This is a genomic window from Streptomyces roseoverticillatus (genome assembly GCF_000719265.1).
Classification (GTDB): Bacteria; Actinomycetota; Actinomycetes; order Streptomycetales; family Streptomycetaceae; genus Streptomyces; species Streptomyces roseoverticillatus.
Genome location: NZ_JOFL01000011.1, coordinates 44,350 through 67,328, shown reverse-complemented (window position 1 = coordinate 67,328; position 22,979 = coordinate 44,350). Strand labels below are relative to the sequence as shown.

The following is a 22,979-nucleotide window of genomic DNA, read 5'->3' as shown; positions in this document are numbered from 1 at the left end:
TCCGCCGCCTTCACCGCTTCACCGCTTCCGCAGACTTCACGGCATCCATCCCATCGCAGTCGCAATTACAGCCACCGCAGTCAGCCACAGCCACCGCAGAGGAGATCCCGCGCCATGACGACGGCCCCGCCCGCCCACCTCGCCGGCAACTTCGCCCCCGTGACGGAAGAGCTCACTGCGTACGACCTCCCGGTCACCGGAGCGATCCCGCCGGAGCTCACCGGCTGGTATCTGCGCAACGGCCCCAACCCGCAGGACGCCGCCTCCAGCCACTGGTTCTTCGGGGACGGCATGATCCACGGAGTGCGCCTCGAAGGCGGCCGGGCCACCTCCTACCGCAACCGCTGGGTGCGCACCTCCACCTTCACCGACGGCGCCCGCATCTACGACGAGCGCGGCAGACGTGACCTGACCGCCGGGGCCGCCAACACCCACGTCGTGCGGCACGCGGGCCGCACCCTCGCCCTGGTCGAGTCCTCCTACCCGTACGAGCTGGACGCCCGGCCCGGGCGCGAGCTGGAGACCGTCGGCCCGTACGACTTCGGCGGCCGGCTCACCACGCCGATGACCGCCCACCCCAAGACCTGCCCGGAAACCGGAGAGCTGCACTTCTTTGGCTACGGAGGGCTCTCCGCGCCCTATCTGACCTACCACCGGGCCGATGCGAGCGGCGAGTTGGCGGTCAGCCGGCCCGTCGAGGTGCCCGGGCACACGATGATGCACGACTTCCACCTCACCCGCTCCCACGTCGTCTTCATGGACCTGCCCGTCGTCTTCGACCTCGACCTCGACCTCGACCGCGCCGGAGCGGCCGGCGGCGGCATGCCGTACGCGTGGGACCCCGGCTACGGCGCCCGGCTGGGCGTGCTGCGGCGCGACGACCCCCACGGCGAGGTGCGCTGGTTCACCATCGACCCCTGCTACGTCTTCCACTCCCTCAACGCCCACGACGAGCGGTACGCCGGCGGCGAGCGCATCGTCCTGTACGTGGCCCGCTATCCGCACTACGGCAGCGAGGGCGGCCGGAGCCGCGCCCACGCCACCCTCTGGCGCTGGACCCTCGACCTGACGGCCGGGACGGTGGCCGAGGAACAGCTGGACGATCAGCCCTGCGAGTTCCCCCGGGTGGACGACCGGCTCGCCGGGCTCGCCGCCCGGTACGGCCACGTCACCACCACCTCACTGCCCGGCAGGCCCCTCGACCGCGGCGGCCTGCTCCGCTACGACCTGTGGACGGGGTCGGTCGCCCGCCACGACTTCGGGCCGGGGCGAACCCCGGCCGAGGCGGCGTTCGCCTCCGCCGACGACCGGCCCGGCGGCCCCGGATGGCTGCTGACCTACGTCCATGACGCCGCCACCGATCGCAGTGACCTCGTCATACTCGACGCCGACGACCTCGCCGCGGAGCCGGTCGCCACCGTCCATCTGCCGCAGCGGGTGCCCTACGGCTTCCACGGCAACTGGCTCGCGGACCGCTGAGCGGACAGGGCTATCCGGGTGTCTCTCCGGCCCCGGGCTCGATGACCAGCGCGTCCATGGTGCGGGCCTGCACCTCGCGCTCCGCCGCGGCGGCGACGAAGGCGGCGACGTTCTCCGGCCCGACGAGCGCTTCCACGGCCCGGAAGGTCCGGTCGGGGAGCCGGACGAATCCGGGGAGGGAGCGGTCGGGGGCGGCCGCCGGGACGGCCTCCTCCGCGGCCACGGCGCGGGCGGCATCGGCAGCTTCGACGGCTTTGACTTCGGCTTCGGCGGCATCGGCGTCCAGGTGCCGGCGGAGGTGGCGGGTGGCCATCGTGCGCATGGCGCGGGCGAGTTCGACGTCGATGGCCTGCTGGGCCAGCGGCCGCAGCCTGCGCACCAGCGAGGCGGCCTCGGCGGCCTCCTCCTCGGTCGGCGGGTGGTCGAGGTACTGCCGGAAGACGTATTCGGTGGTGAAGTCCAGGAACCGGCCCGCTATGTGCTCGACCTTCGTGCGCAGTTCGCGCAGGTGGCCGGTGATGGCGAGCAGGGGTACCCCGGCGGCGTGGAGCTCCGCGGCGACGGCCAGTTCCTGCGGGCTCGGCACGAGGAACTCCTCGGGCGCGTCCGGCACGCGCACGAGGACGCCGAGTTTCACCGCTTCCTCGACGGCGTCGTCGTCCTGGGCGCCACCGAAGCGCTCGCCGAGCTCCGCGCGGGAGATCCGGCCCGCCTCCTCGTCCGACCACGGCCCAGCCACCTCGGCGACCAGCCCGAGGACGCCGCCCAGGCCGCGGCCGGTGTCCCAGGCGTCCAGGAGCTCCTTGATGCTCGCGAGGGTGTAGCCGCGGTCGAGGAGCCCGGCGATCTGGTGCAGGCGCTCCAGATGGGTGTCCCGGTAGACATTGGCGCGCCCGCGCCGCTCCGGCTTGGGGAGCAGTCCCCGGTCCTGGTAGGCGCGGATCGTGCGGACCGTGGCGCCGCTGTGGTGGGCGAGGGCCTCGATGCGGTACTCGCGGTCGCGGCCGGGCCGGCCGTCCTCGCCGTGCCGACCTGGGTGACCGGGATGACCGGGCTGCTCGGACAAGTGCGTCGCTCCTTACGAAAGGGCCGCGCGGCCTATCGCGCCCGCCGCGGTCCGTGCCGCGGGTGAGGCCGCCAGATAGTCGACGGCCCTGCGCAGCGATCCCTCCTTCGAGGGATGGTACGACCGCCGGAGGTAGCGCGGGACGGCTGCGCCCAGCTCGCGCCAGCTCGGCAGCAGGCCCTTGGCCACGGCCCGGTTGTGCTCGCGCAGCGAGTAGCGCATCCGTCTCGCGAGCCGCGGGTCGTTGCGTATCAGGAAGCGCGAGCCCCGGCCCCAGAGGTGGAACAGCACGGGCGCCGTGATGGCCATGCCGAGGAAGCGACGGGCGTAGCGCCCGGGGTCCTCGCCGCCGCAGTGCTCGTACATGTCGAAGGCGACGGAGCGGTGTTCGACCTCCTCGGCGCCGTGCCAGCGCAGCAGGTCCAGCATCACCGGGTCGGGGGCGGCCCGGTCCAGGCCCTCCGCCTCCAGCACCCAGTTGCCCAGGACGGCCGTGAACTGCTCGATGGCGGCGATCAGCGAGAGGCGGAAGCGCAGCCATTCCTGCGCCGTCACCGGCAGGCCGAACGGCGGCCGCTCACCGAGCAGGACGTCGAAGAGGTAGTCGACGTGGCGGGTGTACGGGGTGGTGTCCAGGTCCTGTGCGGCGAGGTGGCCGAGCACGTAGGCGTGCTGCACGCTGTGCGTGGCCTCCTGTCCCATGAACCCCTTGACGTCCTTGAGCAGCACGGGGTCCTGCACCAGTGGCAGGGCCTCCTTGAACACCTTGACGAACCACCGCTCCCCGGCGGGCAGCAGCAGGTGCAGGACGTTGATGACGTGGGTGGCGGTGGGCTCGTCCGGTATCCAGTGCAGGGGTGTCGCGTCCCAGTCGAAGGAGACGCGGCGGGGGGCTATCGCGTGCCCGCCCCGGTGGCCGTCGGTCATTTCTGCTTCTCCTCCGCCACCGCTAGAGCGGCGGCTCGATCCTGGCGAGGGCGCGCTGCGCCCACGGTGCGAAGCGGGACATGAAGCGGAGGCCGTGGGCCTCGGGAGTGACGGGCACGACCGCCTGGTTGCGCACCACGGCCCGCAGGACCGCCTCGGCGACCTTCTCCGGCGGGTAGTTCCGCCGGCCGTAGGCCCGGCCGGCCTTGGTGCGCCGCCGCCGCTGCTCCTCCTCGGAGGCCCCGGCGAAGTGCGTGGCCCCGGTGATGGGGGTGTTGACGATGCCGGGGCAGATCGCGGAGACGCCGATCCCCTGTCCGGCCAGCTCGGCGCGCAGGCACTCGCTGAGCATCAGCACCGCCGCCTTGGAGGTGCTGTAGGCCGGGAGGCCTCTGGAGGGCTGGAAGGCGGCGGCGGAGGCGGTGTTGACGATGTGGCCGCCCTGGCCGCGCTCGGCCATCTGCTTGCCGAAGAGGCGGCAGCCGTGGATCACGCCCCACAGATTGACGTCGAGGGTCTTGCGCCAGTCCTCCGCGGTGGTGTCCATGAAGGACCCGGCGACGCCGATGCCGGCGTTGTTGACCAGCACGTCCACCACGCCGTGCTCGGCGGCGACCTTGGCGGCCAGCTTCTCCATCGCCTGCTCGTCCGAGACGTCCGTGCACTCGCCCCAGGCCTCGGGGGCGCCGATGAGCCGGGCCATGTCGGCCGTGCGGGCCGCTCCCTCCGGGTCGCGGTCCACGGCGACGACCCGGGCGCCCGCCTCCGCGAAGGCGAACGCCGTGGCCCGGCCGATGCCGCTGGCCGCGCCCGTGACCAGCACCAGCCGGCCGGCGAACCAGCGCGCGTACGGTTTGGCGGGCGCGCTCTCGCGCGGCCTCGCCCCTTCCTGCTGGGCCGTCGCGAACTCGGCGATCCACGCCGCGACCTGATCGGGCCGGGTGCGCGGCACCCAGTGCTTGGCGGCGAGGTTGCGCCGCACCAGGCCGGGGGCCCACTGCTCCAGGTCGTCGTACAGCCGCTCGGAGAGATAGGCGTCCCCGGTCGGGGTGATGAGCTGGACGGGCACGTGGGCGTAGGCGTCGGTGCGCGGCCGGCGCAGCCGGGCGAGGATGTTGTCGCGGTAGAGCCAGGCGCCGTGGGCGGCGTCGGCCGGCAGGGACGCCGTCGGATAGCCGGAGACCGGCAGCTTCTCGGCCCGCGCGAGCATCTTGGGCCACTGCCTGCCCAGCGGGCCGCGCCAGGCCGCCTCCGGCAGCCCGGGCGTGTGCAGCAGGTACACGTACCAGGACCGGGCGCCCTGGCCCAGCAGCTGGGCCATCCGCCGTGGCGTGGGGCGGGCGGCCCGCTTGCGGAACCACAGCGCGAGGTGGTCGAGGGAGGGGCCGGAGATCGATGTGAAGGAGGCGATGCGCCCCTCGGTGCGCGCGACGGTGGCGAACTCCCACGCCTGCACCGACCCCCAGTCGTGCCCGACCAGGTGCACCGGGGCGTCCGGGCTCACGGCATCGGCGACGGCCAGGAAGTCGTCGGTGAGCTTCTCCAGGGTGAAGCCGCCCCGCAGCGGCTTGGGCGCCGTGGACCGGCCGCAGCCGCGCACGTCGTACAGCACCACGTGGAAGCGGTCGCTCAGCCGCTCCGCGACCTCCGACCAGACCTCCTTGCTGTCCGGGTAGCCGTGCACCAGCACCACGGTGGGCAGGGAGGCGTCGCCCAGCTCGGCCACGCACAACTCGATCCCGCCCGTGCGGATCCGGCGCTCGCGCGCGCCCTCCGGCCCGGAGCCGTTTCCGGTGTGCTCGCTCATGCGGCCCTCTCCTCCTGCCTGCGCCGCACATGCGGCAGATCGTCGTCCAGCCAGAACGCGCTCTCCTCCGGGTCCCGGGAGTCGGTGACCACGAGGAGCTCCTCGAACTTCGCGCCCGTGCCCCGGAATCCGAGGTGGGGCTCGACCGCCCACAGGCCCGGCCGGGGCGGGTGGTCGGAGAACCGGTACGGGCTCCACAGCGGCGACCAGCCCTCGCGGTGCCCGTGGAGGGCGTCGGAGGCGAGCCCCCTGAGCGCCCGGGTGCCGAATCCGAAGACATGCGGCGACCAGCGGCGCTCGCGGACCCGGCCCACCTTGTGCGCGATCACGCCGAAGGGATAGGCGCGGTGGCGGTTCGCGTAGCCCTGGCGGACCATGAGCCGGTCCACGTCCTCGTATATCTCGCGCAGGGAGCGGCGCTCGCGGACCTCGCGCAGGACCAGCTCCCGGTGCTCGCCGAGGTCGGCGAGAAGGCGGTCGTGCAGCGGGTTCGGGCCGAGGCAGCCGGAATAGCCGATGTCGGCCGTGAAGCCGCGGTGGACCGGCGCCATGTCGAGGATGAAGGGCATCCCCGGCTCCAGCGGCCGGTCGGTGGGGAAGAACTGCAGGGGCACCCGGAAGCCCGCGAAGGCCGTACGGTCCCCGAACCAGGCGAACGGCAGGTGGAACCAGTCCCGCACGCCGCGGCCGCGCAGCCACTCCCGCTGCATCCGGGCCGCCTCGCGCTCGGTGACGCCGGGTCCGAGCTGGGCGGCGACGGCCTCCGCGCAGTCGTACGCCAGGCGCTGGACCTCCCTGAAGCCCTGCAACTCGCTGTTCGTCTCCCGGGGCGTCGATCCCCGGGGCACTGCTGAGGTCATGGCCATTCGTCCGTCCCGTGTGCCGCTCCGGTACGCGTCCGTAACTTGACACTGATGAATGTGACAATGCCCGGCGGCTGCGTCAAGGGTCGTGCACCGCCTGTGGAAAACCTTCTTCTCCTCGCGCACTCGCCCCGGCCGCCCCGGCCCGGGCCCTCCCCCCGGGCCGGTTCCCCTACGGGAACGTCAGACCTGAGGAGTACACGGAAGCAGTCATCCGGTCTGACGCCTGCTGTGGCACGCGCCACTACCGTCGAAGGTGTGACTGTGATCGCTACCGAAAGCCTCAGCAAGCGGTTCCCCCGGGTGACCGCTCTTGACCGGCTGTCCGTCGACATCACGCCGGGCGTGACCGGCCTGGTGGGCGCCAACGGAGCCGGCAAGTCCACGCTGATCAAGATCCTGCTCGGGCTGTCCCCCGCCACCGAGGGCCGGGCCACCGTGCTCGGCCTCGACGTCGCGACCGAAGGCGCCGCCATTCGCGAGCGCGTCGGCTACATGCCCGAGCACGACTGCCTGCCGCCCGACGTGTCGGCCACCGAGTTCGTCGTCCACATGGCGCGGATGTCCGGCCTGCCCGTCACCGCCGCCCGTGAGCGCACCGCCGACACGCTGCGGCACGTCGGCCTCTACGAGGAGCGGTACCGCCCCATGGGCGGCTACTCGACGGGCATGAAGCAGCGGGTCAAGCTGGCCCAGGCCCTCGTCCACGACCCGAAGCTCGTCCTGCTGGACGAGCCCACCAACGGCCTCGACCCCGTCGGCCGCGACGAGATGCTCGGCCTGATCCGCCGCATCCACACCGACTTCGGCATCTCGGTGCTGGTCACGTCACACCTGCTCGGCGAGCTGGAGCGCACCTGCGACCACGTCGTCGTCATCGACGGCGGCAAGCTGCTGCGCTCCTCCTCCACCAGCGACTTCACCCAGGCCACGGCCTCCCTCGCGGTCGAGGTCACCGACTCCGACGCCCACCCGGACGGCACGGCGGCCCTCGCCGCCGCGCTCACCGCGGCCGGCCTCACCGTCCAGCCCGCCGGCCGCGCCGCGGAGTTCGCCGCGGCCGGCTCCGGCCACGTCCTCCTCGTCGACGTCACCGGCGACGACACCTACGACACCGTGCGCGACGCGGTCGCCGGCCTCGGCCTCGGCCTCGTCCGCATGGAGCAGCGCCGCCACCGCATCGCGGAGGTCTTCCAGAGCGCAGAAAGGGGCAGCGCCCATGCCGCCTGAGACCGTCTCCGCGCCCGCGCAGGACGTCATCCACAACATCGGCTACCGCAACTACTCCGGCGCCCGCCTCGGCCGCTCCTACGCCCGCCGCTCGCTCTTCTCGCAGAGCCTGCGCGGCGCGTACGGCCTCGGCCGGTCGGCGAAGTCCAAGGTGCTGCCGATGATCCTGTTCGGCGTGATGTGCCTGCCCGCCGCCATCATGGTGGCCGTCGCGGTCGCCACCAAGCTCAGCAAGCTGCCGGTGGAGTACACGCGTTACGCGATCATCATGCAGGTCGTCATCGGCCTCTTCCTCGCGGCACAGGCTCCGCAGTCCGTCTCGCGCGACCTGCGCTTCAGGACCGTGCCCCTGTACTTCTCACGCCCCATCGAGCGGGTCGACTATGTGACGGCGAAGTTCGCCGCGATGTTCTCCGCCCTGTTCATCCTCACCGCAACGCCCCTGCTGATCCTGTACGTCGGCGCCCTGCTCGCGAAGCTCGACTTCGCCGACCAGACGAAGGGGTTCGCACAAGGACTGGTCTCCGTGGCACTGCTGTCCCTGCTCTTCGCCGGCATCGGCCTGGTGGTCGCGGCGCTCACCCCGCGCCGCGGCTTCGGCGTCGCCGCGGTCATCGCCGTGCTGACCATCTCCTACGGCGTGGTGAGCACCATCCAGAGCATCGCCGTGCAGCGCGACAGCATCGACGCGATCGGCTGGATGGGCCTCTTCTCGCCCATCACCCTCATCGACGGCGTGCAGACGGCGTTCTTCTCCGCGAGCTCCGCGTTCCCCGACGGCCACGGCCCCAGCACTGCGGCGGGCGTCGTCTACCTGCTCGTGCTCCTCGCCGTGATCGCCGGCTCGTACGGGCTGCTGATGCGCCGCTACCGAAAGGCCGGGCTGTGACAACGATCCGCATTGACAAGGTCTCCCGCTGGTTCGGCAACGTCGTCGCCGTCAACGACGTCTCCATGACCGTCGGCCCGGGCGTCACCGGCCTCCTCGGCCCCAACGGCGCGGGGAAGTCCACCCTCATCAACATGATGGGCGGCTTCCTCGCCCCCTCGACCGGCACCGTCACCCTCGACGGCGCCGCCATCTGGCGCAACGAGCAGATCTACCGCCACATCGGCATCGTCCCCGAGCGGGAGGCGATGTACGACTTCCTCACCGGACTGGAGTTCGTCCGCGCCAACGCCGAACTGCACGGGCTGGGCGCGGCCGAGGCGCAGCGGGCGCTCGCCACCGTCGAGATGGAGTACGCGCAGGACCGTGCGATCAGCACGTACAGCAAGGGCATGCGGCAGCGCGTGAAGATGGCCTCCGCGCTCGTCCACGAGCCCTCCGTGCTCCTCCTCGACGAGCCCTTCAACGGCATGGACCCGCGCCAGCGCATGCAGCTGATGGACCTGCTCCGCAGGATGGGCGCCGAGGGCCGCACCGTGCTCTTCTCCTCGCACATCCTGGAGGAGGTCGAGCAGCTCGCCACCCACATCGAGGTCGTCGTCGCGGGCCGGCACGCCGCCTCCGGAGACTTCCGCAAGATCCGCCGGCTGATGACGGACCGCCCGCACCGCTACCTGGTCCGCTCCAGCGACGACCGCGCCCTGGCCGCCGCCCTCATCGCCGACCCGTCGACGGCGGGCATCGAAGTGGACGTCCAGGAAGGCGCCCTGCGCATCCAGGCCGTCGACTTCGGCCGCTTCACCGCCCTGCTGCCCCGGGTCGCCCGGGAGCACGGCATCCGGCTCCTCACGGTCTCGCCCTCGGACGAGTCCCTGGAATCGGTCTTCTCCTACCTCGTCGCGGCCTGAAAGGAGCCCAGCGCCATGTACAACGCCACCGTCGCACGGCTCACCTACCGGGGCCTCCTGGGCCGCCGCCGCGCCTTCATCCTCTTCGGGCTGCCCGCCCTGCTGCTCGCCGTCTCGGTCGCCGTCCGCGTGCTCGTCGGCGCGGACGACGGCACCGCGAGCAGCGTCCTGGGCGGCTTCGCACTGGCCACCATGGTCCCGCTGATCGGCGTCGTCGCCGGCACCGGCGCGATCGGCCCGGAGATCGACGACGGCTCGGTCGTCTACCTCCTCTCCAAGCCGGTCAAACGACCCACGATCATCTTCACCAAGCTGATCGTCGCGATCGCCGTCACCGTCGCCTTCTCGGCCGTCCCGACGCTCGTCGCGGGCTTCATCCTCAACGGCAACAGCCAGCAGATCGCGGTCGCCTACGCCGCCGCGGCGGCCGTCGCCTCCGTCGCCTACAGCGCGGTGTTCCTGCTGCTGGGCACGGTCACCCGGCACGCCGTCGTGGCGGGCCTGGTCTACGCCCTGGTGTGGGAGTCGCTCTTCGGCAGCCTCGTCCCCGGCGCGCGCACCCTGAGCGTCCAGCAGTGGTCGCTCGCCCTCGCCCAGCGCATCGGCGCGGAGGGCGCCGTCTCCTCGGAGGTGGGACTGCCGCTGGCCCTCGTCCTGCTCGCCGGTGTGACGGTGGCAGCGACGTGGTTCGCGGGCCGGAAGCTGCGCTCTCTCACGCTCGCCGGGGAGGAGTGAGCCTCAATCGGGGAGGAGTGAACCTCATTCCGTGAACCCCGCGAGGCTCGTTGAACCCCGCGAGGCTCGTTCCGTGAGGCCCACTCCGTGGGTCTCATCCCCGTATGACACACCGCTGCAGCGCCCGGGCGATCTCCACTTGCTCGGGCGCGAGCGCGTCCTCGCCGTCCTCGACGTCCCACAGGGCGTTCTGCAGCACCCTGCCCAGCGTCCAGCGGGCCGCCCGCTGCCGGTCCAGGCCCAGCACCTCGGTCATGAGGTCGAAGCGGCGCAGCACGGCCCGTTCCACGTCCCCGGTCGCGGTGATGTCGTCCCACCGGTCGTGCAGCGCGGGCAGTAGTTCGAAACCGGCGTCGCCCACCAGCGGCTTGGGGTCGATGGCGAGCCACGGCTCGCGGGCGGAGCCCGGCACGGGAGCGAGGACGTTGTCGTAGTGGAGGTCCCAGTGCAGCAGCTGGTGACCGGGCTCGTCGATGACTTCCCGTACGGCCGCGGCGCACGTCTCGACCAGCCGGCGCTCCGAGGCGTCCCGCAGCTCCGGCAGGGCCGCGGGCACGTCCTTGAGCATGGCCCCCGCGACGTCCGCGAGGGACCGCAGCCCCGCGGGCACGGGAGCCGTCAGCAGCCGGGCCAGCAGCTCGGAGAGCGTCTGCAGCGACGCCTCGGCATCGCGTATGGACAAGAGTGAACGGTTTGCGTCCAACCGCTCCAGCAGCATCGTGCCGGTCGCCTCGTCGTGGTCGAGGAGCGCGACCGCCCCGTCGCCGCCCCAGGCCCGCAGCGCCGCCGGCTCACCGACGCTCTCGTCGGTGACGGGCTGGAGCTTGAGCGCCGCCGGGGTGCCGTCCTCGCGCAGCACGGGCAGGACGAGCGCGACCATGCCGTGCGAGGCGGGCCCGTCGAGCCGCAGGCCCCAGCGGTCGAGGAACCGGCCGGCCAACTCCGGCAGCGCGGCGATCCAGGAGCGGCCCTCCTCCCCGTCGTAGTTCTCGTGGAAGCCGACGAGTTCGGCCGGAATGGCGATGCGGTGAGCGGCGTGCATGGGCAGCGGTCTCCTCACGACGGGTGGGGAGGCCCCGGAGGGCCTCCTGCCCACCCAACGTCTCAGATCTTCCGATCGCGCCCGGCGCCCATCGCGAGAAGCAGCAGCGCCGCACAGGCGACGAGCAGCAGGGCGATCGGAAGCGTCCAGCTGTCCGTCGCCTGGTGGACCGCACCGATCGCGAACGGGCCGACGGAGGCCAGCAGATAGCCCCACGTCTGCGCCATGCCCGACAGCCGGGACGCCGTGTGGGCGTCCCACGTGCGCAGCACCATCAGTGTCAGGGCGAGGCCCAGCAGACCGCCCTGCGCCACGCCCATCAGCGTCGCCCAGACCCATGCGCCCTCCACGGGGGCGGTGAGCAGACCGGTCACACCGGCGGCCATGAGGACGACGACGCCGGCGCCGAGCGCCCGCTGGTCGCGCAGCCGCCCGGCGACCATGGGCACCACGAACGAACCGGCCATCTGCACCAGCGTGTAGAAGGCGTAGACCATGCCGGCCTCGCTCTTGCTCATGCCGTGGTCGGTGAAAACGGTCGGCATCCAGGCGATGCACACGTACGCGACCAGCGACTGGGTGCCCATCAGCAGCGTGACCTGCCAGGCGATGGGCGACCGGGTCAGCTTCGGCCCGCTCTGCGCCTGCTGCACGGAGGTGGCGGCGGCCCGGCCGTGCCGGGTGCCGCGGCGCGCGATGACGGCCTGCGGGACCCAGACGACGGCCGCCACGGCGGCGAGCAGGGCCCAGGAGGCCAGGGAGCCCCGCCAGCCGCCCAGGGCGTCCTCCAGCGGCACGGACAGGGCGGCCGAACCGGTGGCGCCGAGGATCAGCGTCGTCGAGTACAGCGCGGTCATGCTCGCGGCACGGTCCGGGAAGTCCCGCTTCACGAGGCCGGGCATCAGGACGTTGAGCAGGGCGATGGCCGTGCCGACGAGCGCGCAGCCGGCGAACAGGGCCACGACCGGGGGCGCGACGCGCAGCAGGATGCCGCCGCACAGCAGCAGGAGGGCGCCGCACAGGACGGCCTCCGTGCCCCAGCGGCGGGCGAGCTTCGGCGCGACGATCGAGCCCAGGCCCATGAAGATCAGCGGGATGGTGGTGACCAGGCTGCTCGCTGCCGCCGCCAGGTGGAAGTGGTCACCGATCTCGCCCATCAGGGGCGAGACTCCGGCGAGGGCGGCCCGCATGTTGAGCGAGGCGAGGACGATGCCCGTCATGAGGAGCGCCGGGTGGGCGCGCAGGGTGCGGCGGGCGGCGGCCACGGCCGGCGCGGGAGCGAGGTCCTCTTCCGCGTCGATCAGGGGGCCGCGTGTGCCCGGTATCAGGGGGTCGAGTGTGTCCGGCCTCGTTTCCGACATGGGGTGCCTTTCCAGGGACGTGCGACGGGGCTTAAGGGGTGAAGCGGAGGTCAGCTCTCGGCGAGGAGGCTCTCCACGGCCTCTTTCGGGCGCTCCAGGAGGGCCCTGGCGGCCCGCGAGGCGGCCTCGGGATCGCCGGAGGCGATGGCGTCCATGAGGGCGTGGTGGTCGCCGTGGATGATGCGCGGCATGTCGCGGTCGCCGAGCGCGGTGACCAGCGCCTCGCGGACGGAGCTGCTGAACCAGGCGTAGGTCGCGGTCAGCGCGCTGTTGTGCGCGGCCTCCACGACCGCGCGGTGGAACTCGACGTCGTGATCGGCGTAGAGCTCCAGGTTTCCGGAGTCGGGCTGGCCCTCGGGGTCCTCGAACGCGGTCTGGGCGTCCAGGGCGGCCTTCATCCGGGCGAGGTCGGCGGGCTCGTGGCGCAGGGCCGCGAGCCGCGCGGCCTCGGCCTCCAGCGCGATGCGCAGCTCCAGCACGTCGCGCACTCCCGCGCGCTGCACGCCGCGCATGATCTCGGCCGGGTCGGCCATGGAGACCACGAAAGTGCCCTCGCCCTGCCGCGAGCGCAGCATTCCGGCGTGCACGAGGACGCGGACGGCTTCGCGGACCGTGTTGCGGCCGACCTGGAGCTGTTCGGCGAGTGCGTGCTCGGTCGGGATGCGGCTGCCGATCTTCCACTCGCCGGCCGCGACCTGGGCGCGCAACTGTTCCACGACGGTGTCCACGAGGGACTGCCGTCCCGCTGCCCGCAGTGCCATTCGTCCTCCGGTCCCGGCCTAGGCCGCGCATGATTCACCCGATTGCCCAGTCATCCTACAACTCGTTTCCGAGGGCGGCCCCGGGACCGGGCGGCTACCGTCGAGGGGTGCGTGGACGGGACGAGCGCCGCGGCTCCGGTGCGCCCGGCCGGTGGCCGGCCGCCGCCGTCCGGGCCGCGTCCCTCGCGCGGTCCGGGGTGCGCTCCTGGATCGCCTCCTCGCCCGGGACGCACATCTGGCTGCTCGTCATCGGCATCACCAGCCTCGTGATCGCCGCGGCCAGCCAGGACCTGGAGACGTTCCTGCTGCACCGCAACAGCAGCAACATCCACCAGCTCACCAAGCACCCGCTGCAGTCGCTCCTGATCAGCGGCTTCTGGATCGAGAACCCCTCGTCGTTCCTGCTCTACGCGGCGCTCTTCCAGCTGCTGCACGCGAACGTCGAGCGCTGGATCGGCACCGCCCGCTGGCTGTTCACCGTGGGCTTCGCGCACATCGCGGCCACTCTCATCAGCCAGGAGATCGTGCTGCTGTCCATAGAGGACCACTCACTGCCGCGGTCGATGAAGAGAGTGGTCGACATTGGCGTCTCGTACGGGCTCGCGGCGGCCGCCGGGATCCTCACGTACCGGATGCCGCGGCCGTGTCGGTGGGTCTACCTCGCCGGTGTGGTGCTGTTCTTCGCCGTCCCGCTGGTCACGGGAGGCACCTTCACCGACGTGGGGCACGCGATTGCCGCGGCGATCGGGCTGGGCTGCCGGCAGTTCACGCACGGCCGCCCGCCGTGGGACTTCGGGAGCGTTCCCGGAGCCCTGCGGCGGGCGGCAGTTGTCGTCGGACGCGGCTCCGGCCGGGCGGGCCGGAGCGGTCTCAGCCGTACAGACGCTCCAGGACCGCGGCGATCCCGTCGTCCTCGTTCGAACCGGTGACCTCGTCGGCGACGGCCCGCAGCTCTTGGTGGGCGTTGGCCATCGCCACGCCGTGCGCCGCCCAGCCGAACATCGGTATGTCGTTGGGCATGTCGCCGAAGGCGATCGTCTCGGCGGCCTTCATCCCGAGCCGGCGCGCGGCCAGGGACAGCCCGGTGGCCTTGCTCAGGCCCAGCGGCAGCAGCTCCACGACGCCCTCGCCCGCCATCGTCACCCCGACCAGGTCGCCCGCGGCCGCGCGGGCGGCTGCGGCCAGGGCGTCGTCGCCGAGCCCGGGGTGCTGCAGGTAGAGCTTGTTGAGGGGCTCGGCCAGGAGCTCGTCCCGGTCGTGGGTCACGACGGCCGGGAGCGGGCCCTCCTGGACGCGGTAGCCCGGGGTGACCAGCACCTCGCCGTCGAGGCCGTCGCGGCCCGCGGCGAGGTGCAGCGGGCCGGTCTCGGCCTCGATCTTGGCGACGGCCAGCCCGGCGATCCGCCGGTCCAGCGTCACCGACGTCAGCAGCCGGTGCTCACCCGCGTGGTAGACCTGCGCGCCCTGGGCGCACACCGCCAGGCCCTGGTAGTCCAGCTCCTGCAGGATGTGCCGCGTCCACGGGACGGCCCGCCCGGTCACGACGATGTGCGCGGCACCCGCCTGCGTGGCCAGCTTCAGGGCGGCCCGGGTGCGCTCCGAGACGCTCTCGTCGGAGCGCAGCAGGGTGCCGTCGAGGTCGGTCGCGACGAGACGGTACGGCAGGACGGCCGCAGCGGGGTTCACTTGGCGACCGGCTCCAGCACCTCGCGCCCGCCCAGGTACGGACGGAGCACCTCGGGCACGCGCACCGAGCCGTCGGCCTGCTGGTGGTTCTCCAGCAGCGCCACGATCGTGCGCGGCACCGCGCACAGCGTGCCGTTGAGCGTCGCCAGCGGCTTGACGGTCTTGCCGTCGCGCAGCCGGACGGACAGCCGGCGCGACTGGAACTCGTCGCAGTTGGAGGTCGAGGTGAGCTCGCGGTACTTGCCCTGGGTGGGGATCCACGCCTCGCAGTCGAACTTGCGGGAGGCGGAGGCGCCCAGGTCACCCGTGGCGACGTCGATCACCTGGTAGGGCAGCTCCAGGCTGTTCAGCCACTGCTTCTCCCACTCCAGCAGACGCGCGTGCTCGGCCTCGGCGTCCTCCGGCGCGACGTACGAGAACATCTCGACCTTGTCGAACTGGTGGACGCGGAAGATGCCGCGGGTGTCCTTGCCGTACGTGCCGGCCTCGCGGCGGAAGCACGGCGAGAAGCCGGCGTAGCGCAGCGGCAGCTGGTCGGCGTCGAGGATCTCGTCCATGTGGTACGCCGCGAGCGGCACCTCGGACGTGCCCACCAGATAGAAGTCGTCCTTCTCCAGGTGGTAGACGTCCTGGGCGGCCTGGCCGAGGAAGCCCGTGCCCTCCATGGCGCGCGGCTTGACCAGCGCGGGCGTCAGCATCGGGGTGAAGCCGGCGGCCGTGGCCTGGGCGATGGCGGCGTTGACGAGCGCGAGCTCCAGCAGCGCGCCGACACCCGTCAGGTAGTAGAAGCGCGAGCCGGAGACCTTGGCGCCGCGCTCGACGTCGATCGCGCCGAGCAGCTGGCCGAGCTCCAGGTGGTCCTTGGGCTCGAAGCCCTCGGCGGCGAAGTCGCGCGGGGTGCCGACGGTGTCCAGGACGACGAAGTCGTCCTCGCCGCCGCGCGGCACGTCGGGGTGGACCAGATTGCCGATCTGCAGCAGCAGGCGCTGCGCCTCGGCGGCGGCCTCGTCCTGCTCGGCGTCGGCGGCCTTCACGGCGGCGGACAGCTCGCCGGCCTTCTTCAGCAGCGCGGCCTTCTCGTCGCCGGAGGCCTTCGGGATGAGCTTGCCGAGCGCCTTCTGCTCGGAGCGGAGTTCATCGAAGCGGACGCTGGACGACCTGCGCCGTTCGTCGGCGGAGAGAAGTGCGTCGACGACGTCGACGTCCTCTCCACGGGCGCGCTGGGAGGCGCGCACACGGTCGGGGTCCTCACGAAGCAGGCGAAGGTCAATCACCCCTCCAGGCTACCGTTGCGCACGCGATCACTCGACGGCATATTCCTCTTGGTGGTGATTTGCCCTATTTTGGGCGATCAGAAAAGGCTGTGCATAATCAGCAGCCCGGGTGATCGTGAAGCACCGGAAAGCGTTCCTGGGGGCGTGGCGATGAGAATGGGTGCGCTTTTGCTGAAAAGTGGTCATAGCGGCGCCGCCGGCCGCTGATCGGCTTGCGGGCGGCCGGAGTTGGCGCACTTCTTGTCCACAGGAGGGTATCCCTCCGCTTTCTTTGTCCACAGGCTGTGCGTGAAATCTGTGGACGCCGGAATCGAACGTTCCGTCCGCTTCTGTTCCGCGCCGTGTATTCCTTGGTCAAACCTCGCTCGGCCACTCATTCGGGTGGTATCGCCTCGCCCCAAAGGGTTATTCGCAGACATTCCGCTGACGAATGGTGAGGGTGCAGCCCGATCGGGTGGACCTAGGTGCTGTGGATGACGCCCCTGTGGCTAGAGCGATTTGTCGACCTTGACCGATTCACGGAGCCGCCGCCCCGTCTCGCTCTGTCGACTTATCCCCAGGTCGAGAACCCCCTGTGGATAACTCTGGGGATGTCGGCGCCGACGGCTACCGTCGACGCGTGGACAACGAAGCCCCGATCGCCTCAGGCGCGCCCGTCCTGGCAGCGCGCCAGCCAGTCCGCCGCCGTGACGAACTCTTCGTCCGAGGTGCCGTAGCGCGTGGGACCCACCTCCGCCGGAGTCGCGTCCGCGCGGGGATAGGAGCCGAGGAACCGCACCTGCGGGCAGATCCGGTGCAGGCCCATCAGCGCCTCGCCGACGCGCCGGTCGGCAATGTGCCCCTCCGCGTCGATCGCGAAGCAGTAATTGCCGATGCCCTCGCCCGTCGGCCGCGACTGGATGAGCATCAGGTTCACCCCCCGCGTCGCGAACTCCTGCAGCAGCTCCAGCAGGGCGCCCGGGTGGTCCTCGCGCAACCACACCACGACCGACGTCTTGTCCGCGCCCGTCCGCGCCGCCGGCCGGGCCGGGCGGCCCACCAGCACGAAGCGGGTCTGCGCGTTCTGCGCGTCGTGGATGTCGGTGACCAGCGGCTCCAGACCGTACGTCGCCGCCGCGAACTCCCCCGCGAAGGCCGCGTCGAAGCGCCCCTCCTGCACCAGGCGCGCGCCGTCCGCGTTCGAGGCCGCCGACTCCCACAGCGCGTCCGGCAGGTGTGCGGCGAGCCACTTGCGCACCTGCGGCTGCGCCACGGGGTGGCCGGTCACGGTCTTGATGTCCGACAGCCGCGTCCCCGGCCGCACGAGCAGCGCGAACGTGATCTGCAGCAGCACCTCGCGATAGATCATCAGCGGGGAGCCCGTCGTGAGCTGGTCGAGGGTGGCGGTGACACCGCCCTCCACCGAGTTCTCGATCGGCACGAGGGCGGCCGCCGCCTCGCCGCTGCGCACGGCGTCCAGCGCCGCGGGCACGGACACCATCGGCACCAGCTCCCGCGTCGCCGCCTCCGGCAGCGTCCGCAGGGCGGCCTCGGTGAACGTGCCCTCGGGGCCGAGATAGGTGTAGCGGCTGGCCGACATCACGCTGGCTCCTCGATCGTCCGGTGTCTCGCCACGATACCGAGCGTCCGGGGCCGGGCCGTCAGCCCTCCAGCAGCCGCTGCCCCACGTATTCGCCCGGCGCGCAGCCGCCCGGCACCGCGAAGAGGCCGCTCGCCTCGTGCCGCAGGAAGCGGGAGAGGCCGTCCCCGCGGTCCAGCTTCCGTTGCACCGGCACGAACCCCTTCATCGGGTCCGCCTGCCAGGCGACGAACAGCAGACCCGCGTCCGGAGCCCCGTCGTCGAGGAAGCCGTCATGGTAGGAGAACGCCCGCCGCAGCATCGACGCGCCACGGTTCGACGCCGGCGACGCGACGCGGATGTGCGCATCGCCGGCGATCGCCAGCGATCCGTCCGGCTGGACCTTGTTGAGGTCCGGCCGGGTCGTCTCCGTGCCGCCGGACAGCGGAGCCCCGTCCGACTTGCGGCGCCCGATCACCTTCTCCTGGCGCTCCAGGGAGAGGTGGTCCCAGGTGTCGAGCAGCATGCGGATGCGCCGGACCACCGCGTACGAGCCGCCCGCCATCCACTCGTCCGCGCCGCTGTGGTCCTGCGGCACGTAGATCTTGGCCGGGAAGCCCGCTTCCGACGGCTTGGGGTTGTTCGTGCCGTCGATCTGGCCCATCAGGTTCCGGCCGGTCATCGGCTGGGCGGTGGCGCCCGGCGTCCGGTTGAAGCCGTTCATCTGCCAGCGCAGCCGTGCGGTGCTCCCGGCTTGCTGCTGGAGCAGCCGCAGCGCGTGGAAGGCGACGAGGGCGTCGTCGGCGCCGATCTGCACCCACAGGTCGCCGTTGCTGCGCTTGGAGTCGAGCGCGTCGGAGGTGAAGTCGGGCAGCGGCTCCAGCGCGGCGGGCCGCTTGGCGGTGAGGTCCGTCCGGTCGAAGAACGTCCGGCCGAAGCCGAAGGTGACGGTCAGCGAGGAGGGACCCGCGTCGAGCGCCACCCCGGAGTCGTCCCCCTTGGGTGCTTTCCCGGCCGTGAGGTCGGCCGCCGTGTCCGACCACCGGCGCAGCAGCGCGGCGGCGGCCTTGCGGTCGGCCCCGGGCGCGAGGTCGAACGCGACGAAGTGACCGCACGCCTGCGCGGGATCGGCGATCCCGGACTGGTGCGCGCCGTGGAAGGGTCTGCTCGCGGAGCCGACGCCGTCCAGCGGTGCCGGGTCCTTGCGGACGGTCTCGGCGGCGAAGGCCCCGGCCGCGCCGCCCGCGACGAGCCCGGCCGCGCCCGCGGCGCCGGCCGTGCCGAGCAGCCGGCGGCGGCTGACGCCGACCGCCTTCGTAGGCTGCTCCGCGTCCTGCTGTCTGTCCTGGGAATCCTGGGATCGTTCAGCCATCAGTTGATCTTCACGTTCCTGATCTCCGTGATCTGGTCGATGTCGGAGGTCCGTACGGTCAGGGTGAGCTGCCACGTGCCGGCCATGGGCAGCTGGAAGCCGCTGGCCTGCCAGCGGCCGGCGGACGTGCGCTTGAGGGCCGTGCGCAGCGGGCCGATGTTCTTCTGCTTCTCGGTGAAGGACACCTCCAGCTCCGGTACGTCCACGGCCTTGCCGGCCGGATCGGTCACGGAGACGTCGATGGAGTTGTTGCCCGAGCGGGCCGGGTCGATACGTATGAGGGCCGTGCCTCGCCCGTTCGTGCCACCCGTGTCGTACGGGATCCGGGTCTCGGCCGGGCCCGAGGCGGCCGGAGCCGTGGCGCGGGCTCCGCCGGATGCCGCCGATTGGCGCTGTTCGGTCTCGGCCCGGCCCGGCTGGGTGCCGGTGAGCAGGGTGGTGACGGCGAGCAGGACAACGGCGACCCCGGCCTCGGCCAGGACGGCGCGGCGCAGTCCGCTGCGGCCCTCGTCGGCGTCGCGCTGCCGGCGCCCGGCGGCCTTCTCCAGGGCCTCGCGCTGGCGTGCGAGCTGGGCGGCCCGCTCGGGGGAGGCGTCCTTGTCCTTGCGGGACGGCCTCGCCGCCTTGGCCGCTCCCGTGGCCGCCTGAACCGTCCTGACCGCCGGGACCTGCTTCTTCGGTACCGGATGGCCGTCGGTGAGACGGCCCGTCCAGCGCCGCGAGAAGGAGGCGAGGCCGACCATGCCCGCCACGAGCGCGACCTTGAGGAGGAGCCAGCGGCCGTACTCCGTACCGGTGAGCGCGTCCCACGAGCCGACCTGGCGCCAGGACTGGTAGAGGCCCGTTGCCACCAGGACGCACACCGAGGCGAAGGCGAGCCGGGAGAAGCGCTGCGCCTCCGCGCGGCGTACGGGCTCTCCCGACCACAGCGCGGCGAGCAGCGCGGCGAGGCCGCCGAGCCACACCGCGACGCCCAGCAGGTGCAGGACGTCGACCGGCATGGCGAGCCACGGCTGGAGGCCCGCCGAGGCGTGCTCGGCCATCGCCCAGGTCGCCGCGAGCCCGACGGCGACGACGGTGCCGCCGATCGCGAGCCCGTAGGCGACGTCGCGGCGCTCCATGCGGGTGCGGTCGCCGTCCTCGCGGGCGTACGAACCGAACAGCACGGCCAGGAACACCGCCGCGGCACTCAGCAGCAGCAGGCGCGACAGCAGTGCCGCGCCCGGTTTGGTGGCCAGCACGTCACCGAGGAGGGTGAGGTCGAAGGACGAGCCGATGCCCTTGCTACTGGTGTAGGGGCCGCGCAGCAGCAGGAGCACCGACGTCGCGGCGAAGAGGGTGATCCAGCCGCCGACCGCGATCCGCTGCACGGGCCGGCAGGAGCGGCACGCGCCCGCGAAGACGCAGCCGCCGACGAGCAGGAGGTAGCCGGCATAAGCCGCGTACCGGCCGGTGGTGTAGAGCGCGTCGACGACCGGGTCAGCCTTGGCGGTCGTCACTTTGGCCGCCGTCTTCGACGGCGCGCCTATGGAGAAGGTGAAGGCCCCGGCCACCGGGTGGCTGTCCGCGGAGACGGCCTGCCAGGCCACCGTGTAAGTGCCGTCGGCGATCCCGCCGGCGAGCCCGACGGCGGCCGTGCCGGACTTGCCGTCGACGTGGGCGGGCCTGCCCTCGTCGACGCGCTTGCCCTGCGGATCGAGGACCCGCACCGAGTCCGCGCTCAGCAGGACGCCTTCGGAGAAGGTGAGCTTCACCTGCCGGGGCGCGGTCGGCACCACGGAGCCGGAGGCCGGGTCGGTCGAGGTCAGCGCGGCGTGTGCCGAGGCGCTGCCCGCGCCGGGCCCGAGCGCGCACAGCAGCGCGGCGAGCAGCGTGCCGAGGACCGGCAGCAGCCGCCCGGCGGTCAGGGTCTTCATCGCACGTCAGTCCTTCGTCAGTCCTTCGTCAGTCCTTGGGACGGAACGTCGTGGACTCCACGGGCACCTGGACCTTGACCGGCCCGGCGGTGGCGAAGTGCAGCGTGAACTCGATCTTCTCGCCGACGTCCGGCTTGTGGCCGAGCTTGCCGAGCATCAGGTGCGTGCCGCCGCGGGTGAGCTTCAGCTCGCCCTTGGCCGGCACGTCGAGCGAGGTCGCGTGCTTCATCTGCGAGCCCTCGGTGGTGTGCATGGTGATGTCGCCGGAGAGCGGGCTGGTGACCTTGGTGAGCCGGTCGGCCTTGCCGCCGTCGTTGGTGACGGTGAGGTAGGCCGCGGCCATGTCGGTCATCGCGGGCTGCGGCAGGTAGGCGCCGCTGACGGACAGCTCGGGCTTGTCCGAGGCCAGGGCGTCCTTCTCGGACTGGCAGCCGGTGAGCAGCAGGAGCCCTCCGGCGAGGACGAGCGGCAGGGCGGCGGCGGTGGCGGCGGTGGTCTTGCGCATTACGGGTTCTCCCCCTTGATGATCTTCGGGAGATCCTTGGAGTACTGGTCCTTGGTGGTTTCGGTCGTGTATATCCAGTGGCCGCCGTCGTCCTTCGGCGAGAAGCCGACGACCTCGGCCCCGTGGCTGACGGTGATGGAGCCGTCCTTCTCCTTCTTCGGCTTCTCCACGAAGATGCCGATGCCCTTCGCCGCCGCCTGGATGGTGTCGAAGTCGCCGGTGAGCCCGACTATGTCCTGGCCGCCCTGGGCGTCCAGCCACTCGCGCATCCGCTTGGGCGTGTCGCGCTCCGGGTCGGTGGTGACGAAGACGACCTGGAGCTTCTCCCGGTCCTCCTTCGGCAGGCTCTTCTCGGCCGCGGCGATGTCGGCGACGACGGTGGAGCAGACGTCGGGGCAGTAGGTGTAGCCGAAGTAGAGCAGGAGCGGCCGCCCCTTGGTCTCGTTGACCAGCTCGTACTTCTTCTCGTTCGTGTCGGTGAGGACCAGGTCCGGCTTGGCCTTCGGACTGTCCAGGGTGATCGCGGCCTTCTTGGGCGTGGCGGAGACGTCGGCGACGGGCTTGTCGCCGCCGTCGTCCGAGCCGCCGCCGCAGGCGGTCAGCGTGAGAGCGGCGGCCGTGGCCAGGGCCGCGCCCAGGATTCTGGTGCGCATGGAGCTCTTCTCCAGGGGGTGGGTCGGTGGTGCGGGGCGGGGTGCGGGCCTCGCCCGGAGGCGGGCCCGCGCCCCGGCCGGTCCGTACGTAGGGCGGCCGTACGTCAGGCGGCCGTGCGCCGGGTGGCCGTGCGTCAGGCCGAGCGGCGGCGACCGGCGATCAGGCCGAAGGCCACGCCCGCCGCGCCGACGACGATGCCGACGACGCCGAGGACGCGGGCGGTGGTGTCGCTGCCGCCGTCACCCTCGTCCGACGTGGCGGACGCGTTCTCGGCCTTGCCGTCGGCGCTCTTGCCGCCGGTCTTGCCGTCGTGGTCGTCGCCGCCCTTGCCTGCGGAGGCGCCCTTGGCGACGAGCTTCAGCGTGGGAGCCGGGTGCTCGGCCTCGGCGCCGCCCGGCTTGGACGGGTCGATCCAGCGGACGACGTCGTCGTCGGAGTACGTCTGGAGCGCCTTGAAGACCAGCTCGTCGGCATCGTCGGGCAGCTTGCCGACGGACAGCGGGAACTGCTGGAACTGGCCCGGCTCGATCTTGCCGCCGGTCCAGGTGATCTTGCTGACGGCCTCGTCGATGGTCTTGCCGTGCATCTGCAGCGGCTTGTCCAGCTTGGCCTTCTCGACCTTCACCTCCCAGCCGGGGACCGGCTGGGGCATGACCGAGGCGAGCGGGTGCTTGGGGTCGAGGGTGACCTCGAGCTTCACGGTCGAGGCGTTGTCCTTCTCGTTCGGCACCTTGAAGGCGATGGTGCTGTAGCCGCCCTTCTCGGCGGTGCCGGGCTGCACGCCGACGTGCGCGGAGGCGGGGCCGGCGAGCAGCAGGACGGCGCCGGCGGCGACGGCGCCGATGACGGGGAGGCGGCGCAGGCGAGCGGACTTGGCGTTCACGGGGACACTCCAGGGGCAGGAGGGGATCAAGAGGGGAGGGGTGGCACGCGTGCGGTAGTGACG

21 protein-coding genes are annotated in these 22,979 nt (G+C 72.1%); 6 read left to right on the top strand and 15 right to left on the bottom strand.

The window, feature by feature from the left end; translation table 11 throughout:
* Nucleotides 1-114: 114 nt before the first annotated feature.
* The gene (locus IF61_RS0114470; protein ID WP_030366778.1) at nucleotides 115-1,479 is read left to right on the top strand and encodes a carotenoid oxygenase family protein; all 1,365 of its coding nucleotides are present in this window, start codon (nucleotides 115-117) and stop codon (nucleotides 1,477-1,479) included.
* Nucleotides 1,480-1,489: 10 nt separating this feature from the next.
* Here the strand turns inward: IF61_RS0114470 and IF61_RS0114465 are convergent, their stop codons facing one another.
* The 4 genes from IF61_RS0114465 to IF61_RS0114450 all read right to left on the bottom strand — a co-directional run bounded on the left by IF61_RS0114465 (nucleotide 1,490) and on the right by IF61_RS0114450 (nucleotide 6,139).
* Nucleotides 1,490-2,464 carry a MerR family transcriptional regulator gene (locus IF61_RS0114465; RefSeq protein ID WP_052392728.1) on the bottom strand — a complete coding sequence of 325 codons (975 nt, stop codon included), beginning with the start codon at nucleotides 2,462-2,464 and terminating at the stop codon, nucleotides 1,490-1,492.
* 93 nt (nucleotides 2,465-2,557) lie between these two features.
* The gene (locus IF61_RS0114460; protein ID WP_030366776.1) at nucleotides 2,558-3,472 is read right to left on the bottom strand and encodes a metal-dependent hydrolase; all 915 of its coding nucleotides are present in this window, start codon (nucleotides 3,470-3,472) and stop codon (nucleotides 2,558-2,560) included.
* 22 nt (nucleotides 3,473-3,494) lie between these two features.
* Nucleotides 3,495-5,279: an SDR family oxidoreductase gene (locus IF61_RS0114455; RefSeq protein WP_030366775.1), complete on the bottom strand. Its 1,785-nt coding sequence runs from the start codon at nucleotides 5,277-5,279 to the stop codon at nucleotides 3,495-3,497.
* Entirely contained in the window at nucleotides 5,276-6,139 is an 864-nt protein-coding gene (locus tag IF61_RS0114450; protein WP_030366774.1) for a M24 family metallopeptidase, read from the bottom strand. Before IF61_RS0114450 ends, IF61_RS0114455 begins: the two co-directional genes overlap by 4 nt.
* A 234-nt stretch (nucleotides 6,140-6,373) precedes the next feature.
* Between IF61_RS0114450 and IF61_RS0114445 the strand changes: the two genes are divergently transcribed.
* From IF61_RS0114445 to IF61_RS0114430, 4 genes are read left to right on the top strand one after another with little or no spacing between them, the layout of a single operon-like run.
* The gene (locus tag IF61_RS0114445) at nucleotides 6,374-7,372 is read left to right on the top strand and encodes an ABC transporter ATP-binding protein (RefSeq protein WP_030366773.1); all 999 of its coding nucleotides are present in this window, start codon (nucleotides 6,374-6,376) and stop codon (nucleotides 7,370-7,372) included.
* Nucleotides 7,362-8,261 carry an ABC transporter permease subunit gene (locus IF61_RS0114440; RefSeq protein ID WP_030366772.1) on the top strand — a complete coding sequence of 300 codons (900 nt, stop codon included), beginning with the start codon at nucleotides 7,362-7,364 and terminating at the stop codon, nucleotides 8,259-8,261. Before IF61_RS0114445 ends, IF61_RS0114440 begins: the two co-directional genes overlap by 11 nt.
* Nucleotides 8,258-9,169, top strand: a complete 912-nt coding sequence (locus tag IF61_RS0114435) for an ABC transporter ATP-binding protein (protein ID WP_030366771.1) — start codon at nucleotides 8,258-8,260, stop codon at nucleotides 9,167-9,169. Before IF61_RS0114440 ends, IF61_RS0114435 begins: the two co-directional genes overlap by 4 nt.
* A gap of 15 nt (nucleotides 9,170-9,184) precedes the next feature.
* On the top strand, nucleotides 9,185-9,904 hold the full coding sequence (locus tag IF61_RS0114430) for an ABC transporter permease subunit (RefSeq protein ID WP_030366770.1): 720 nt from the start codon (nucleotides 9,185-9,187) through the stop codon (nucleotides 9,902-9,904).
* A 94-nt stretch (nucleotides 9,905-9,998) separates the two neighbouring features.
* On the opposite strand, the gene IF61_RS0114425 is transcribed toward IF61_RS0114430, so the two are convergent.
* From IF61_RS0114425 to IF61_RS0114415, 3 genes are all read right to left on the bottom strand, one after another.
* A complete protein-coding gene (locus IF61_RS0114425; RefSeq protein ID WP_030366769.1) occupies nucleotides 9,999-10,946 on the bottom strand; it encodes an aminoglycoside phosphotransferase family protein in 948 nt (315 codons plus the stop codon).
* Between the two features lie 62 nt (nucleotides 10,947-11,008).
* Entirely contained in the window at nucleotides 11,009-12,307 is a 1,299-nt protein-coding gene (locus IF61_RS0114420; RefSeq protein ID WP_052392691.1) for a CynX/NimT family MFS transporter, read from the bottom strand.
* Nucleotides 12,308-12,357: 50 nt separating this feature from the next.
* Nucleotides 12,358-13,068: a FadR/GntR family transcriptional regulator gene (locus tag IF61_RS0114415; RefSeq protein ID WP_030366767.1), complete on the bottom strand. Its 711-nt coding sequence runs from the start codon at nucleotides 13,066-13,068 to the stop codon at nucleotides 12,358-12,360.
* Between the two features lie 107 nt (nucleotides 13,069-13,175).
* On the opposite strand from IF61_RS0114415, the gene IF61_RS0114410 reads away from it, so the two are divergent.
* Complete coding sequence (locus IF61_RS0114410) at nucleotides 13,176-13,997, top strand: rhomboid-like protein (RefSeq protein ID WP_397945283.1); 822 nt, start codon at nucleotides 13,176-13,178, stop codon at nucleotides 13,995-13,997.
* Here IF61_RS0114410 and IF61_RS0114405 read toward each other — a convergent pair.
* The 8 genes from IF61_RS0114405 to IF61_RS0114370 form a co-directional block, all read right to left on the bottom strand.
* A complete protein-coding gene (locus IF61_RS0114405) occupies nucleotides 13,939-14,754 on the bottom strand; it encodes an HAD family hydrolase (RefSeq protein ID WP_030366765.1) in 816 nt (271 codons plus the stop codon). The two genes, IF61_RS0114410 and IF61_RS0114405, sit on opposite strands and share 59 nt — an antisense overlap.
* Nucleotides 14,751-16,028: a serine--tRNA ligase gene (gene serS / locus IF61_RS0114400; protein WP_078660210.1), complete on the bottom strand. Its 1,278-nt coding sequence runs from the start codon at nucleotides 16,026-16,028 to the stop codon at nucleotides 14,751-14,753. Before serS ends, IF61_RS0114405 begins: the two co-directional genes overlap by 4 nt.
* A 643-nt stretch (nucleotides 16,029-16,671) precedes the next feature.
* Nucleotides 16,672-17,607, bottom strand: a complete 936-nt coding sequence (gene pheA, locus IF61_RS0114395; protein WP_030366763.1) for a prephenate dehydratase — start codon at nucleotides 17,605-17,607, stop codon at nucleotides 16,672-16,674.
* Nucleotides 17,608-17,668: 61 nt separating this feature from the next.
* Complete coding sequence (efeB, locus tag IF61_RS0114390) at nucleotides 17,669-18,958, bottom strand: iron uptake transporter deferrochelatase/peroxidase subunit (protein ID WP_078660209.1); 1,290 nt, start codon at nucleotides 18,956-18,958, stop codon at nucleotides 17,669-17,671.
* Nucleotides 18,958-20,874: a copper resistance protein CopC gene (locus IF61_RS0114385; RefSeq protein WP_030366761.1), complete on the bottom strand. Its 1,917-nt coding sequence runs from the start codon at nucleotides 20,872-20,874 to the stop codon at nucleotides 18,958-18,960. Before IF61_RS0114385 ends, efeB begins: the two co-directional genes overlap by 1 nt.
* 28 nt (nucleotides 20,875-20,902) lie before the next feature.
* A complete protein-coding gene (locus tag IF61_RS0114380; RefSeq protein ID WP_030366760.1) occupies nucleotides 20,903-21,379 on the bottom strand; it encodes a copper chaperone PCu(A)C in 477 nt (158 codons plus the stop codon).
* Nucleotides 21,379-22,032: an SCO family protein gene (locus IF61_RS0114375; RefSeq protein WP_030366759.1), complete on the bottom strand. Its 654-nt coding sequence runs from the start codon at nucleotides 22,030-22,032 to the stop codon at nucleotides 21,379-21,381. The genes IF61_RS0114380 and IF61_RS0114375 overlap by 1 nt, the downstream gene beginning before the upstream one ends.
* Before the next feature lie 134 nt (nucleotides 22,033-22,166).
* Nucleotides 22,167-22,916, bottom strand: a complete 750-nt coding sequence (locus tag IF61_RS0114370) for a YcnI family copper-binding membrane protein (RefSeq protein WP_030366758.1) — start codon at nucleotides 22,914-22,916, stop codon at nucleotides 22,167-22,169.
* Between the last annotated feature and the right edge of the window lie 63 nt (nucleotides 22,917-22,979).

Bases quoted from the DNA above. Each gene is read 5' to 3' on its own strand.
- IF61_RS0114440 (WP_030366772.1), top strand. From the start codon at position 7,362: ATGCCGCCTGAGACCGTCTCCGCGCCCGCGCAGGACGTCATCCACAAC.
- IF61_RS0114425 (WP_030366769.1), bottom strand. From the start codon at position 10,946: ATGCACGCCGCTCACCGCATCGCCATTCCGGCCGAACTCGTCGGCTTC.
- pheA (WP_030366763.1), bottom strand. From the start codon at position 17,607: ATGTCGGCCAGCCGCTACACCTATCTCGGCCCCGAGGGCACGTTCACC.
- efeB (WP_078660209.1), bottom strand. From the start codon at position 18,958: ATGGCTGAACGATCCCAGGATTCCCAGGACAGACAGCAGGACGCGGAG.
- IF61_RS0114455 (WP_030366775.1), bottom strand. From the start codon at position 5,279: ATGAGCGAGCACACCGGAAACGGCTCCGGGCCGGAGGGCGCGCGCGAG.
- IF61_RS0114460 (WP_030366776.1), bottom strand. From the start codon at position 3,472: ATGACCGACGGCCACCGGGGCGGGCACGCGATAGCCCCCCGCCGCGTC.
- IF61_RS0114380 (WP_030366760.1), bottom strand. From the start codon at position 21,379: ATGCGCAAGACCACCGCCGCCACCGCCGCCGCCCTGCCGCTCGTCCTC.
- IF61_RS0114375 (WP_030366759.1), bottom strand. From the start codon at position 22,032: ATGCGCACCAGAATCCTGGGCGCGGCCCTGGCCACGGCCGCCGCTCTC.
- IF61_RS0114385 (WP_030366761.1), bottom strand. From the start codon at position 20,874: ATGAAGACCCTGACCGCCGGGCGGCTGCTGCCGGTCCTCGGCACGCTG.
- IF61_RS0114430 (WP_030366770.1), top strand. From the start codon at position 9,185: ATGTACAACGCCACCGTCGCACGGCTCACCTACCGGGGCCTCCTGGGC.
- IF61_RS0114450 (WP_030366774.1), bottom strand. From the start codon at position 6,139: ATGACCTCAGCAGTGCCCCGGGGATCGACGCCCCGGGAGACGAACAGC.
- IF61_RS0114415 (WP_030366767.1), bottom strand. From the start codon at position 13,068: ATGGCACTGCGGGCAGCGGGACGGCAGTCCCTCGTGGACACCGTCGTG.
- IF61_RS0114420 (WP_052392691.1), bottom strand. From the start codon at position 12,307: ATGTCGGAAACGAGGCCGGACACACTCGACCCCCTGATACCGGGCACA.
- IF61_RS0114470 (WP_030366778.1), top strand. From the start codon at position 115: ATGACGACGGCCCCGCCCGCCCACCTCGCCGGCAACTTCGCCCCCGTG.